Raw genomic sequence first — 13,719 nt, forward strand, 5'->3', positions numbered from 1 at the left:
AGAGGGCTTATGGACGAGAGTAAACCCGCCGGACCATTGCGCCGTGGCTGGACCACGGGCGCCTGCGCCACGGCGGCCGCCAAGGCGGCGTATCTGGGATGGCAGACGGGCGATTGTCCCGATCCCGTCGAGATCGTGCTGCCGGGCGGGGCGCGGCCTGCATTCTCCCTTGCCCTCACGGAGATCATCGAAGGCGGAACGCGGGTCGGAGTCGTCAAGGATGCGGGTGACGACCCGGACGTGACCCATGGCGCCCTGGTGATCGCGACCGTCCGGGCCGGTGCACCGGGTTCGGGCGTGACCTTCCGGGCCGGCGAGGGCGTCGGCACCGTCACCCGCGCAGGCCTGCCCCTGCCGCCCGGAGAGCCCGCCATCAATCCGGCGCCGCGCCAGATGATCCGCGACAACCTGGAGGAGGCGGCGCGCAGCCTCGGTGGACCTTTGGACATCGAGGTCGAGATTGCGATTCCGGGCGGCGAGGCCATCGCCCAAAAGACCCTCAACCCGCGCCTCGGCATCCTGGGCGGGCTGTCGATCCTCGGCACCACCGGCGTGGTGGTGCCATATTCCTGCGCGGCCTGGATCCACAGCATCTATCGCGGCATCGACGTTGCCCGTGCAGGCGGTCTCGACCATGTGGCGGGGGCCACGGGCTCCACATCCGAGAAGGCCGTGCAGGCCCTCTACAACCTGCCTGATCATGCGCTCATCGACATGGGCGATTTCGCCGGCGGCATGCTGAAATACCTGCGCCGCAATCCGGTGCCCAAGGTCACCATCGCGGGCGGCTTCGCCAAGATGACCAAGCTTGGTCAGGGCCTGCTTGACCTGCATTCGCGCTCCGGGGCGGTCGATCTCGCTTGGCTGTCCGAACGCTTGCTCGAAGCCGGCGCCGAGCCCGCCGTCGCCGAGCAGGCGCAGGGCGCCAACACGGCGCTCGAGGTGCTGGAGAGGGCTAGAAGCCTCGGCCTTCCGCTCGCCGACGTCGTAGCGCTGCATGCGTGGCAGACAGCCGCCAAGGCTCTGCGTGGTACCGACATCGCGCTCGAAATCATCGTATTCGACCGCAACGGCGAGCTTGCGGGCCGCCTGCCGTTCCATCCGGTGGCCTGACGCTGCTGTCATCATCGGCCGTCCTCGCGGGCGCTTGGGCGGAAGCGCCGCTCGTAATCGGTGGAGTAGAGGGCGCTGTCGCGGAAATCCTTCGCCTCAAGCGTACGCCCCACCAGGATCAGGGCCGTGCGTTCCAGCTTCTCCGTGCGCACCATGGCGGCAATCGTGGACAGCGTTCCCCTGATTACCCGCTCGTCCGGCCAGGAAGCACGCCAGACTACGGCTGCGGGGCAATCGGCGCCGTAAGACGGTAGCAGGTCTTCGACCACCTGCTCGATCACATGGATGGACAGATGGATGGCGAGCGTCGCCCCCGTCTGCGCGAAGGCCGTAAGCCGTTCCGTCTCCGGCATGGCGGAGGCCCTGCCCGTTGTGCGGGTGAGCACCACCGACTGCCCCACCTCCGGCACGGTCAATTCTCTCCCAAGTGCGGCAGCTGCCGCCGCGAAGGCAGGAACCCCTGGCGTGATCGTGTAGGGGATGCTTAAGGCATCGAGCCGCCGCAGCTGCTCGCCCATGGCGCTCCAGATCGACAGATCGCCGGAATGGAGCCGCGCCACGTCCTCGCCGCGCTCATGCGCCCGCAGGTATTCGGCCGTGATGGCGTCGAGGTCGAGAGGCGCGGTGTCGACGAGCCGAGCCCCCGGCGGGCACCAGGACAGGATCTCCGGCGGCACGATGGAGCCGGCATAGAGACAGACGGGGCAGCGCTCGATGAGTGCGCGGCCGCGCACGGTGATGAGATCAGGTGCGCCGGGACCTGCTCCGATGAAATGGACCGTCATGGGCCTATCTCCCGACACGCGAGGGCGCAGGTGGCGGAGGCCGAGGATATGCGCTCCAGGATGAGTCTCGGGTGCGGCCCTGCGGCCGAAAGCGCCGCGGCTTCGGCGACCGATCCGACCCCATGCGCCGCGATGGAGCGGGCCGAGTGCGTGCGCACATACGGGGCGGCTGCCGAGAGTGCGGCTTGTGCCACAGGTGTCGCTACAGCATCGAGACGGCGGGCGGCCTCGGCGAAAGCCGGCAGGGTGGCGAGCGCCTCGATGGTTGCGAGCCTGCTCAGTGCGGCACGCGCAAGCGATGCGCGCTCCAGCGCCTGCTCCACGAGCGCCACGATCTCATCGGCTTCGACGCCGCGCCTGAATCCTACGCCGGCCACGATCATGTCTTCACCACCACCCATTGCGTGACGGGCATCGCCGCCCGCCAGCCATGCATGCCGCCGACGGCTTCGAGGCGCGACAGCGCCAAGCGCCGCATGGCGCCGCCATATCTGGCGAAAAGAGTGCCAAGCAGCGTCTCGGTCTCGAGCGTCACGGCGTTGAGCACGAGGCGGCCGCCGGGTTTGAGCGCCGCCCAGGCCGTTTCAAACACGCCGGCCTCCGATGCCCCGCCGCCGATGAAGACGGCATCCGGCGCCGGCAGGTCGGCCAGGGCCTCAGGCGCCTGCCCGACGCGGATGTCCAGCGCCGTCGCGCCGAGCTCCTGCGCATTGCGCCGCGCCCGCTCGGCGCGCTCCGGGCACTCCTCGACTCCGATGCAGCGGTTGCGCGGATGGCGCAGGCACCATTCGATGCCGACCGAGCCCGCGCCCAGGCCGATATCCCACAAAAGCTCGCCGGCCTTCGGCGCGAGGGCTGCCAGGGTCAGCGCGCGGATCTCCGCCTTGGTGAGCTGGCCGTCATTCTCGAACCAGGAATCGGGAAGACCGGACGCGAGGGGAACGACGCGGGCATCCCTGGATGCCATGATCTCGAACGCGATGGTGTTGAGTGGATCAATCTCGGCGATATCGAACCCATCGGCAGGCGCATGGCGGATGCGCTCGCACGGGCCTCCCATGGCTTCCAGCACGATGACCATGGAAGCGCCCATGCCCCGCGCCCTCAGAAGCTCCGCGAGCTTGCCCGGCGTCGAGCCGTCCCACGACAGGGCGAGAATGCGCGCGCCCGGTTGCAGAACGGGAATGATCCGCTCCAGCGTCCGGCCGTGCAGGCTGACGCACTCGCAATCGGGCAGCGACCATCCCAGGCGTGCGGCGGCGAGGCTGAAAGCCGAGGGACGCGGGTAGCAGACGATCTCGTCGGTCGGGACCAGCCGCGCGAGTTCGGCCCCGACGCCGTAATGGAACGGATCGCCCGTCGCCAGGACGCAGGTCGGCTCGCCCCGGCGGGCGAGGATCATCGGATAGCTCTCGGCAAAGGGGGAGGGCCAAGTCTGCGCCTGCGCAGACAAGGGCGCTGCAAGCTCAAGGTGGCGCGCGCCGCCGATCACGAACTCCGCTCCGTCGAGGGCAGCCAGCGCTGCAGGAGAGAGCCCCGCACGTCCGTCCTCGCCGATGCCGATGATGGTCAGCCAGGGAGCCTTGGTCATGCTCGACTCCTCATCGGTTTTCAGGGAAAAGGGGCGCATGCGCATTCTCATTCTGGGCGGCACGACGGAGGCTTCCGCGCTCGCGGCGCTTCTGGCCGGCCGAGGCGATTTCAGCCCTCTTCTGTCCATGGCCGGGCGCACCAGCGACCCGCGCCCCCTGCCGATCCCCACCCGCATCGGCGGCTTCGGCGGGGTGGAGGGGCTTGCCCGGTTCCTGGTGCAGGAGCGGATCGAGGCGGTGATCGATGTTACCCATCCCTTCGCTGCCGTGATGTCGCGCAACGCGGCGGAGGCCTGCGCGCAAGTGCACGTTCCGCTGCTCGCCCTGCGCCGCCCACCGTGGACGCCGCAGGAGGGCGATCGCTGGATCGATGTTGGATCCATGGAAGAGGCCGTCGGTGCATTGGGCCACGTGCCCCGCCGCGTCTTCCTCACCGTGGGGCGTCTCGAACTGCCGCCCTTCGCGGCCGCGCCGCAGCACAGCTATCTTGTGCGCACCATCGAGCCCATCGGCGAAGCGCTGCCGTTGCCGAACGTCATCGCCATCCGGGACCGCGCGCCCTTCGACGAGGCGTCGGAACGGGCGCTGATGGAGCGCGAGCGCGTCGAGGTGGTGGTCACGAAGAATTCCGGCGGGACTGCGACCTATGCGAAGATCGCGGTGGCGCGGGCTCTCGGGCTGCCGGTCATCGTCGTGGCACGGCCGCAAAAGCCTCGCGGTGTCGAGGAGGCGGCAACCGCCGAGGCGGCCTTCGAATGGCTCGAGCGCCGTCATGGGCGCTCCCCGTAGAAGCGCGGCGTGTAGACGTAAGGCGTCTTGCCGTCAGGCCGCTCGATCAGCCGCGTGGTCGTCGCGCCGATGATCACCACGGTGGACATGTCGGCCATGGAGGCTTCCGTTTCCGAGAGCGGCAGGATCCCGATCCGCTCGTCCGGCCGCATGACGGCGCGGGCCAGGATGATCGGCGTGTCGCGACCGCGGGTCTCGGCCACGATCTTGAACGCGGCGCCGAGCTGCCAAGGGCGGGCCGACGAGATCGGGTTATAGAGCGCGACGACGAAATCCGCCGCAAGCGCCGCGCGCAACCGCGCCTCGACGACCTCCCAGGGCTTCAGGTTGTCCGACAGCGACATGGCGCAGAAATCGCCGCCCAGAGGCGCGCCGATGCGGGCCGCGGCGGCGAGCATCGCCGTGATGCCGGGCTCCACGCGGATGTCGAGGCTGCGCCAGGCGGGATCGCCGCTGTCGACAGCCTCGAAAACCGCCGCCGCCATGGCGAACACACCGGGATCGCCGCCGGACACCACGGCCACGTGCGCTCCCTTCGCCGCGAGATCGAGCGCGAAGCGCGCGCGGTCGAGTTCGACCCGATTGTCCGACGGGTGCCGGCGCTGGCCGGGTCGCTCCGGCGCACGGTCCACATAGGGTCCGTAGCCGACGAGGTCTGTGGCCGAGGCGAGCGCCTCGGAGGCGGCGGGCGTCAGATAGCGCGGATCGCCCGGGCCGAGGCCCACGACCGTCAGCAGGCCTGTCATACGCGCCTCCCTTGCCCCGGCACAAGGATGAGCGAGAAGTAGGGGGCGTCGAGATCCTCGGGCAGTTCGAGCAGCGGGACGATCTTCTCCTCCGCCATGGTGGCCCGCTCCACATAGATCGCACGCTCCAGAAGGCCCGCGGTGCCGAGCGCTTTGCGAACCTTCGGCAGGTTGCGACCGAGCTTCATCACCACGGCGGCATCTGTGCCGGAGAGGCGCCGCGTCAGTTCCGCCTCGGGCAACGTTCCGGGCACCACGGTGAGCACGTCGTCGCCCCAGGTGATCGGTGCCCCAGCACGGGTCCAGGCGCCCGACATGCCGGACACGGCCGGCACGACTTCTGCAGGCACTTTGTCCTTGAGGCGCCACCAGAGATGCATGAAGGAGCCGTAGAAGAAGGGATCGCCCTCGCAAAGAACCGCGACGGTGCGTCCGGCTTCGGTCTCTGCCAGGAGCCGCGCCGCAGATTCCTCATAGAAGGGGTTTAGCGCCGCCGCATAGTCCGGGTGATCGGCGGGAATCTCTGTCGTCACCGGATAGACGAGGGCAATCTCCCGCTCCTGATCCTGGCCGACGATAGCATCGGCGATGGTGCGCGCGTTGCCGCGCCGTCCGCGCTTGCAGAAATGGACGAGCCGGTCGGCACTCTCCAGCACCTTGCGGGCGCGCACGGTCATGTAGTCCGGGTTGCCGGGGCCTAGCCCCAAACCGAAGAAGCGGATGGAATTGTCGGTCATGCCCGCCTCACTCCACCGGGTTCGCGAGGGCATTGACCGCTGCCGCCGCCATGGCGCTGCCGCCGCGCCTTCCGTGAACCACGAGATACGGCACGCGCCGGTCACGGGCCAGCGCCTCCTTGGATTCCGCCGCGCCGATGAAGCCGACCGGAATGCCGATCACAGCGGCGGGCTTCGGCGCACCGGCATCGAGCATTTCGAGCAGACGGAAGAGCGCTGTGGGCGCGTTGCCGACCACCACGAGCGCACCCTCCAGCCGCTCGCGCCACAGTTCCATGGCGGCTGCCGAGCGGGTGTTGCCGAGCTCCAGCGCGAGCGCCGGAACGCGGGAATCGTCCAGTGTGCAGACGACCTCGTTGTTCGTGGGCAGCCGCGCGCGGGTGATGCCGTTCGCCACCATCTTGGCGTCGCAGAGGATGGGCGCGCCGCGTATGAGGGCTGTTTCGGCAGCTTCGGCAAAGTCGGATGAGAGATCGATATCGCGGGGCAGGTCGGTCATGCCGCACGCATGGATCATGCGCACGGCGACGCGCTCGGCGGTGCCGGAGAAGCGCGACAGATCCGCCTCGGCCCGGATGATCGCAAAGGAGCGGCGATAGATTTCCGCACCCTCGCGGATATAGTCGCGTGCCCCACTCATCGCGTGACCTCCGCAAGTGTGCGGCGCAGATCGCCGGTATATTCCAAAGTCGATAAACGGGTCATGAGTTCTTCGAGAGAAAGATGAAGGGAAGCCGCATCGCGGGTCGAGCCATTCGGCACCACGTCGTAGCGGCCGTCGGCGCGGCCCACCAGGGTGAGATCCGCCTTGCCCGGATGGGCGCAGCCCTTCGGGCAGCCCGAGACGTGAAGCGTCGTGCCCTGACGGAGGAGGGTTCCACAGGAAAGCGCGATTCGCAGGGCGTCGGCGGGAGCGGGCGTGAGCCCGCTCCCGCAATCGGGTCCACCGGGGCAGGCGAAGAGGGAGAGGCGCGGGTCGCCGGCATCGGTTACGAAGCCCGCGCGATCCGCCGCGCCGAGCAGGGAGGGCACATGCTCAGGTGCGATCTCCGGCAGCAGGATGCCCCGCGTGAAGGACAGGCGGATTTCGCCGCTGCCGAAGCGCTCGCTCCAATCGGCTGCTTGAGCCAATTGCTGGGTGCTGCAGCGGCCGAACGGCAGGGCGAGGAGAACGGCCTGTCCGTTGCCGAGTGAAAGAACGCCGGCGCGGTAAGCCGCAGCGCGCTGGGGCGGCTCGGGAATTGGGCCGAGAGCCGCGCGGGCTGCCAGCTCCCGCACAAGGTCGGGCATGAGATCACGCAGACGCCGCGCCTCGGTCCTGCATTCGCGTCTCAGATCCGCGAAGCCGGAAAGGATCCTGTGCACGGCATCGGGTGTGTGCGAGAGGGTCGATATGCCGATCCAATGCAGGCCGTTGGAAGAGGGCGCCCCAAAAGCGATCGTTTCCTCACCGGTCGCCACCAGATGAAGGTCGGCTCCGAGATCATCGAGGGGCATCGCGCCGCCGCCGTCGACTGCGACGAAGAACTTTGCGGGAAGGTCCTCGATGGCACCGGCCGAATCCTCGATGGTCTGAGCCAGGGCAAGGGCGTTGCAATGGTCGAGTGGATCGAGACCTGCAAGCGGCGAGAGCGCTGTGAGGCGGTTCGGACCATCGCCTTCGGGCTCGACCAAGCCTTCGCGCTCAAGAGGCGCGAGCAGATCGGGATAGGTCGCGTCGCTCACGCCGCGAATCTGCAGGTTGCCGCGAGCGGTGATGTCGAGATGACCGTTGCCGTGTTCCAGCGCTGCCTGGGCGATGAAGCGCGCCTGATCAGCCGAAAGCCTGCCGCCGAACGGATGAAGGCGCACGAGCAGGCCATCGCCGGTTGCCATCGGGCGGCGCACGCCCGGGCACCAGCCCCGACGACGCGCGATGTCGGCCTGGGGGTTCATTCGGCCGCCTCCTTTCGCTCATCGTCGAAGAGGGCTGCAACGGAATTGAGGCGGCTCTCCCACAGGCCGCGCCGGCGCGCCTCCGCCAAACGCTGGCGGATCGCGTGTGCGGCGGCAGGGTTGGCGGCGGACATCCGTTGCCAGACGGATTCGTCGGCGACAAGGGCCGTGAAGACGTAATCGAGGTTTGCCGAGGAAACCGCGTCCGTGGTTGCGGCGAAGGCGAAGAGCGCATCGACCCCTTGCGCGATCTCGGCCGCGCCGCGCCAGCCGTGGCGCAGCTGGCCGGCGATCCAGCGCGGGTTCGTCAGGCGGCCGCGGACGAGGCGGTCCACGTCTTCCGGGAGGGTGCGGGCTTTCGGGGCCTGCGGGCGGCTCGTATCGAGGCTGTAGAGGGCAGGGGAAGCTCCCAAGGCCTGCGCTGCCGCCGCAAAGCCGCCCATGGCATCCGCTGCGGAATCGCCGTCGAGGATGTCGCGCTCGGCCACGTCGCTCACATGAACGAAGGCTTCCGCCTGCTCGACGCGCTGCGGGAAGCTCTCATCGGCCTGTGCCTCGCCGCTGGGGCCGAATGCATGAGAGGTGCCTACGAGATAAGTACTGCCGAGATCGCTTCTCGTCACCCATTCGCCGTCGAGCGCCTGTGCCGACACGCCCGCCCCGTAGGTTCCGGGCGCAGAGCCGAACACGCGCGACAGCATTTCGCCACGACGACGGGCGGCCGCGAGTTCATTCCACTCGTCGTCCTCATTGAGCGCGGCAACTGCGCGGGCCGCCTGATCGAGGAGCGCGATCTGGTCAGGGAACGTATCGCGGAATGCCCCGGAAACCCGCACCGTCACATCTGCGCGCGGCCGGTCGAGGAGCGGCTGCGGCACGATTTCGAAGCCGGTCACACGGGTGGAGGCATGGTCCCAGGTCGGGCGCACGCCCATGAGCGCGAGCGCGTGGGCGATGTCCTCACCGCCGGAGCGGAGCGTCGGCGAGGCCCAGAGATCCATCACGATCCGGCGCGGCCAGTCGCCCTGCTCCTGCAGATGGCGGCGCACCACCTCCGCGGCTGCGCGCTGCCCAAGTTCGGTGGCGGCGCGGGTGGGGATCGCACGCGGATCGAGGGTTGCGAGATTGCGTCCGGTGGGCAGCACGTCCGACTGCCCGCGCGATGGCGAGCCGGAAGGGCCGGGTGTCACGAAGCGCCCGTCCAGAGCGCGTAGCAATCCGTCACGCTCACCGGCGGCGCTGGCTTCGAAACCATCGGGAGCGCTGCCGAAAACGTGCAGCCCCTCGCGGACCGTCACCTCGCCGAGATCGCAGAGATGCGCATCGAGGCGGGTGAGGGCCTCGTCCATCGGCATACGCTCATCCACGCCGCAGGCGGCAGCAAGGCCGCTCGCCTGCGCGCGCTCCAGGATCTCTCTTGCCACGAGATCGGCGCGTCCGGGATGCAGTACCTGGGCCGAGGAAAACTCTTCCACGAGCTCACGCAAGGCCGCAGCCTCGCCGTGCAGGCCAGCCTCGCCGGTCTGCGGCGTCAGATGACCAATGGTGACGGCTCCGATCCGGCGTTTGGCTGGAGCCGCCTCGCCGGGATCGTCGACGATGAACGGATAGACCACCGGCATCGCCCCGATGGCGATGCGCGGCCAGCAATGGGGCGAGAGCGCCACCGCCTTTCCGGGCAGCCACTCGGTAGTGCCGTGGGTGCCGAGATGCACGAGGGCGTGAACTTGCTCCAGAGCCTTCAGGCCGCAATAGAACGCGAGATAGCCATGGCTCGGAGGGCATTCGGGATCGTGATAGAAGCCTTTGCGATCGAGGCCGTGACCGCGATCGGGCTGCAAGGCGACAAGCACGTTTCCCGCACGGATGGCGCGGAAGCGGAAGGCGTCGCCACCGAATGCGGGATCGTTCCGGACGCTGCCCCAGCGCCCATCGACGGCATCACGCTGTTCGCTCGGCAGCGCGTCGAGCCATTCACGGTAGATTGCGAGCGGCACCTCGAAGGTTTCTTCACCCTCGGTGAGACGCGGCATCAGGTCATCCGCCGTGAAGTTCCGCCCGGCCTCATAGCCGGTGCCGTGCAGCAGCTCGAGGATCGCGCAGGCGCTCGCCGGCGTGTCGAGCCCGACCGCGAAGCCGGCACGGCCGCCGCGCGCGGGATAGTCGGAGAGAACGAGTGCCAGCCGCCGCTCGCGGCGTGGCGTGCGGGCGAGCCGCACCCATGCGGCTGCCATATCGGCAACTGTGTCGATGCCGGCTTCATCCGGCGCCTGCACACGGCGTGCGAAGGCAAGAGCCGGATCTTCGGGTTCTTCGGCCTTGAACGAAACAGCGCCCGCCGCGATGCGGCCGTCGAACTCGGGGAGAGCGACCTGCATGGCGAGGTCGGCGGCGGAGAGGCCGCGCGGCGAGGCCTCCCAGGCATCCTTGGCGCTGCCGACCGGGATCGCCTGCAAGATCGGGCAATCGGCCTCGTCGAGCACGAAGCTTTCATCGTCCCGGGCCGAGAAGGCCGTTGTCGTGACGATCACGTCCGGACGGCGGGCTTGGATCACGCGTCGAACGACCGCCACCGCTTCCGGGTCCTTCAGGCTCGACACGGCGAGCACGAGAGTCCCGATGCCCCGCGAATGTAGAGCCTTCGACAAATCCTCGATGGCCTGCGTGTCCCCCGAAAGAACGGTGGAGCGATAGACAAGAACGAAGGCGAAGGGACGTTCGCGGGAGAGGCGGGCGAGAGCATCCTCGGGCTCGACGATGCTACCACCAGACTCTCTTCCCCCTTGTGGGGAGGAGTTGGAGGTGGGGGTGTGAGCACCACGCTGGTCCAGTTCATCGCCGGCACCCCCACCCTGTGTCCCTCCCCACAAGGGGGAGGGAAGAACACCTCCGACATCATCCTGAGGAGCAGACGCAGTCTGCGTCTCGAAGGAGGTTCCAGAGTGCACTGGGGGATCCTTCGAGACGCCGCTAACGCGGCTCCTCAGGATGAGGTCGGAGCGGTGGAGCGGGGGAGCCCAAGCGAATGCCCGCGGAGCAGCGCGCGGCGCTTCCACCTCTGCATCACTTTCATCGATCTCCGCGTCAATGCGTGCAAGCAGGCGGCTCATGTTGTCGATGCCGCCAGCCTGGAAATAGGCTTCGATCTCGTCGCAGAGTTCCTGCGAAACCGTAGCGTAGGCGGCAAGTCGCGGATCGGGACGATCGTCGCCCGGCAGCACGGCAAGTTTCACGCCCCGCGAGCAGCACGCTGCTGACAGACGCTCCAATCCGTAGCGCCAGTAATCGAGCCCACCGAGACAGCGCACGAGGACGAAGCGCGCCTTCGATGCCGTCTTGTCGATGTAGAGATCGACCGAGAGAGGATGGCGCAGGCGGCGCAGCGAGGCGAGGCGGAGCGTTGGTCCGCCTGCCTTCAGCCGATGGGCGGCCGCCAGCGCGCCGAGGTCACTGTCCGCGAAGGAGAGGACGACGATATCCCCGGGAGGCTGCTGGAGGTCGATCGCCTCCTGGCCGTCCTCCAGGGATACCGTTGTGACCGGAAGAAGGTGCATGTCATCCTGCGCACAAGGCGGCTTCGACGGCCTTCACGTCAAAGCCTTTGAGGCCGATCACGACCATGCGGCCGTCGCGCGCTTCGTCCGCCTTCCACGGCCGATCGAAATGGTGCGCGACACGCTGCCCGACGCCCTGGACCACGAGGCGCATGGGCTTGCCGTTCACGGGCGCGAAGCCCTTGATGCGCAGCACGCCGGCGGCCTCCGCCGCGCGCTCGACGCGGGCGACAAGCGCCTCAGGCGTCGCGACGGGATCGACGGGAAATGCGATGCTCTCGAAATCGTCGTGATCGTGATCGTCCGCCGTCTCGTGATGCGAGGGACGGGAATCGAGGTCGGCTTCCGCTGCGGCGCCCATGCCCAAAAGCACCGTCGGATCCACCTTGCCGTGAGCGGCTTCGATCACCTTCACCGCGCGGGGCAGATGCTCATTGATCTCGGCAAGCACCTTGCCCTTGTCGCCCGCCTGCATCTGGTCGGTCTTGTTGAGGATGATGAGGTCGGCGCACAAGAGCTGATCCTCGAACACTTCCTCCAGCGGACTCTCGTGATCGACGGACGAATCCGCCGCGCGCTGGGCCTCCAATGCGTCAGGATCCTCCGCAAAGGCGCCGGAAGCGACGGCCGGGCCGTCCACCACGGCGATCACGCCGTCCACCGTCACGCGGGAGCGGATGTCGGGCCAGTTGAAGGCGCGAACCAAGGGCTTCGGCAGGGCAAGGCCCGAGGTCTCGATCAGGATGTGCTCAGGGGGATTGAGCCGGTTGAGCAGGGTGTTCAGGGCCGGGACGAAATCGTCCGCCACCGTGCAGCACAGGCAGCCGTTGGGCAGTTCCACGATGTCCTCCTGCGTGCAGCCCTCGATGCCGCAGCCCTCGATGAAGGAGCCGTCGAATCCGAGATCGCCGAACTCGTTCACGAGCACCGCGAGGCGGCGCCCGCCTGCATTCTCCAGCAGATGGCGCACCAGGGTTGTTTTGCCGGCGCCGAGGAACCCGGTGATGATCGTGCAGGGGATCTTTGAAAGATCGCTCATGAAGGCTTGCCTTTCGGCGGCTTGGTTCAGGCCGCGCTGTCTGTCTTAAACGGAGGGATGCGGGCGACCACGCCCTTGCGGAACGCTTCCGGCCGCTCGCGCCAGGGCACGAGACCGTCCGAGGTCGCCGCATAGCGGCGCAGGCCGTCGAGAATGGTCTCCACCGAGGTGTCGGGGCTCAGGTCGCCATAGATGTAGGTCCAGCGACCGGGGCCGGAGACCGCGACGGTGCAGGGCCGCTTGCACACGGAGAGGCATTCGACCGCCTCCACGCGCACCTTCGGGGCATCGGGCTGGGCAAGTGCCTCGGTCAGCGCCCGGTGAAGGACCGCACCGGGCCGGAGCGCCTTGTCGTCGGGGCCACCCGCCTGACGGCAGGTGACGCAGACATGCAGGCAGATCTCCTCAGGGGATGAGCTCATCGCTTGTGATGCCGATCCGCTCAGGCGAAGGCAGGCAGGGCGAGGAATGCCGTGCCCGTGACAGCAACGGCCAAGCCGGCGAGGCGCAGCTTGAGCGAGGGAACTGCCAGTGAGCCATTCGAAAGCGAGCGGGCAAGGAGAGCAATGCCGGTCGTGAGCGCCGTCTGAACCGCCACCAGGCCGACGAGGTAGGCGGCGAGCGGGGTGGTCTCCGCACCGACGATGGATTCGCCCAGGGCATAGCCGTGCACGGCGCCGCCGGCGGCAAACAGAGCCGCGATCAAGGCGTAGGGCAGGGTGGTGCGCATGGTCGCCGCGATGCCGATGGCCACGACACTGAGCGCCACGAGGGCCTCCTCGTAGGGCAGGTCGGCGCTGGCGAGATGAAGGCCGACACCGGCCGCCATGGCTACGAGCCAGAAAGCCGGAAGCGCAAGGCCACGGGCAAAGCGCGAGGCGACGAGGCCGACGCCCACGAGGGCGGCGAGGTGATCGAGACCGATGACAGGATGGCCGAGACCAGAGAGCAGGCCCTGGGTGAAGGTAGCTGGCGTCATGCCGCCCATGGGATGGTGGGCGAGAGCGGGCGTCGCGGCGGCAAGGCCGGCGAGCGTCAGGGCAAGGAGGCGGGTCTTGGGCAGGATCGGTGCGGTCATCGTTCTCTCCGTCGGGAGACTCTGGGTTCTTGAGTCTGGTGCGCTTCCACGGACGGAACCGAACGACGAGGGTCATTCGACTACGGTCACCGTCGGCACACCCCGTCCGACAGACCCGATAGAAGCAAAGGCTGACGGCAGGTCTCCTGGCTCGCGGGTCGATGCTTTTCGCCGCCTTCCCGGGCTGTGAGGCCCAGTGGCATGTGGAGCGAAGGCTCGCCGCTTACAGTTGCGGGGGCAGCCGCGGTGTCTCACCGCATTCCCTTTTCACCCCGTTGCCGGGGCACCGTCACTCCCATGCTTATCTGGCCGGGGGGGATGTTTCAAGCCTGGGCATCGAGAATGGCCGGC

Annotated in this window: 13 protein-coding genes and 1 riboswitch; of the genes, 2 read left to right on the forward strand and 11 right to left on the reverse strand. The window is 68.2% G+C overall.

The window, feature by feature from the left end; genetic code table 11:
• The first annotated feature begins 9 nt into the window (after window positions 1-9).
• On the forward strand, window positions 10-1,113 hold the full coding sequence (locus AC0QTX_RS09120; protein ID WP_474603516.1) for a cobalt-precorrin-5B (C(1))-methyltransferase: 1,104 nt from the start codon (window positions 10-12) through the stop codon (window positions 1,111-1,113).
• Window positions 1,114-1,124: 11 nt separating this feature from the next.
• Here AC0QTX_RS09120 and cobM read toward each other — a convergent pair whose 3' ends face one another.
• From cobM to cbiE, 3 genes are read right to left on the reverse strand one after another with little or no spacing between them, the layout of a single operon-like run.
• Window positions 1,125-1,898: a precorrin-4 C(11)-methyltransferase gene (cobM, locus tag AC0QTX_RS09125; protein WP_474603517.1), complete on the reverse strand. Its 774-nt coding sequence runs from the start codon at window positions 1,896-1,898 to the stop codon at window positions 1,125-1,127.
• Complete coding sequence (locus AC0QTX_RS09130) at window positions 1,895-2,281, reverse strand: cobalamin biosynthesis protein (RefSeq protein ID WP_474603518.1); 387 nt, start codon at window positions 2,279-2,281, stop codon at window positions 1,895-1,897. The genes cobM and AC0QTX_RS09130 overlap by 4 nt, the downstream gene beginning before the upstream one ends.
• On the reverse strand, window positions 2,278-3,489 hold the full coding sequence (cbiE, locus tag AC0QTX_RS09135) for a precorrin-6y C5,15-methyltransferase (decarboxylating) subunit CbiE (RefSeq protein ID WP_474603519.1): 1,212 nt from the start codon (window positions 3,487-3,489) through the stop codon (window positions 2,278-2,280). Before cbiE ends, AC0QTX_RS09130 begins: the two co-directional genes overlap by 4 nt.
• On the opposite strand from cbiE, the gene AC0QTX_RS09140 reads away from it, so the two are divergent.
• Window positions 3,488-4,279: a cobalt-precorrin-6A reductase gene (locus AC0QTX_RS09140; RefSeq protein WP_474603520.1), complete on the forward strand. Its 792-nt coding sequence runs from the start codon at window positions 3,488-3,490 to the stop codon at window positions 4,277-4,279. The genes cbiE and AC0QTX_RS09140 overlap by 2 nt on opposite strands.
• Here AC0QTX_RS09140 and cobJ read toward each other — a convergent pair.
• From cobJ to AC0QTX_RS09180, 8 genes are read right to left on the reverse strand one after another with little or no spacing between them, the layout of a single operon-like run.
• Window positions 4,261-5,025 (reverse strand): precorrin-3B C(17)-methyltransferase, encoded by a 765-nt coding sequence (cobJ, locus tag AC0QTX_RS09145; protein WP_474603521.1) that lies wholly within the window; start codon window positions 5,023-5,025, stop codon window positions 4,261-4,263. The two genes, AC0QTX_RS09140 and cobJ, sit on opposite strands and share 19 nt — an antisense overlap.
• Window positions 5,022-5,762 carry a precorrin-2 C(20)-methyltransferase gene (locus AC0QTX_RS09150; protein WP_474603522.1) on the reverse strand — a complete coding sequence of 247 codons (741 nt, stop codon included), beginning with the start codon at window positions 5,760-5,762 and terminating at the stop codon, window positions 5,022-5,024. The genes cobJ and AC0QTX_RS09150 overlap by 4 nt, the downstream gene beginning before the upstream one ends.
• A gap of 7 nt (window positions 5,763-5,769) precedes the next feature.
• Window positions 5,770-6,402 carry a precorrin-8X methylmutase gene (locus tag AC0QTX_RS09155; RefSeq protein ID WP_474603523.1) on the reverse strand — a complete coding sequence of 211 codons (633 nt, stop codon included), beginning with the start codon at window positions 6,400-6,402 and terminating at the stop codon, window positions 5,770-5,772.
• Window positions 6,399-7,697: a precorrin-3B synthase gene (gene cobG, locus AC0QTX_RS09160; protein WP_474603524.1), complete on the reverse strand. Its 1,299-nt coding sequence runs from the start codon at window positions 7,695-7,697 to the stop codon at window positions 6,399-6,401. Before cobG ends, AC0QTX_RS09155 begins: the two co-directional genes overlap by 4 nt.
• Window positions 7,694-11,251 (reverse strand): cobaltochelatase subunit CobN, encoded by a 3,558-nt coding sequence (cobN, locus tag AC0QTX_RS09165; RefSeq protein WP_474603525.1) that lies wholly within the window; start codon window positions 11,249-11,251, stop codon window positions 7,694-7,696. The genes cobG and cobN overlap by 4 nt, the downstream gene beginning before the upstream one ends.
• A 1-nt stretch (window position 11,252) precedes the next feature.
• On the reverse strand, window positions 11,253-12,290 hold the full coding sequence (cobW, locus tag AC0QTX_RS09170; RefSeq protein ID WP_474603526.1) for a cobalamin biosynthesis protein CobW: 1,038 nt from the start codon (window positions 12,288-12,290) through the stop codon (window positions 11,253-11,255).
• Window positions 12,291-12,316: 26 nt separating this feature from the next.
• Window positions 12,317-12,712: a DUF1636 family protein gene (locus tag AC0QTX_RS09175; RefSeq protein ID WP_474603527.1), complete on the reverse strand. Its 396-nt coding sequence runs from the start codon at window positions 12,710-12,712 to the stop codon at window positions 12,317-12,319.
• A 20-nt stretch (window positions 12,713-12,732) separates the two neighbouring features.
• Window positions 12,733-13,368 carry a HupE/UreJ family protein gene (locus AC0QTX_RS09180; protein ID WP_474603528.1) on the reverse strand — a complete coding sequence of 212 codons (636 nt, stop codon included), beginning with the start codon at window positions 13,366-13,368 and terminating at the stop codon, window positions 12,733-12,735.
• 119 nt (window positions 13,369-13,487) lie between these two features.
• Window positions 13,488-13,674: riboswitch (cobalamin riboswitch) on the reverse strand.
• Window positions 13,675-13,719 lie beyond the last annotated feature (45 nt).

Source organism: Microvirga sp. jy35 (genome assembly GCF_056148915.1).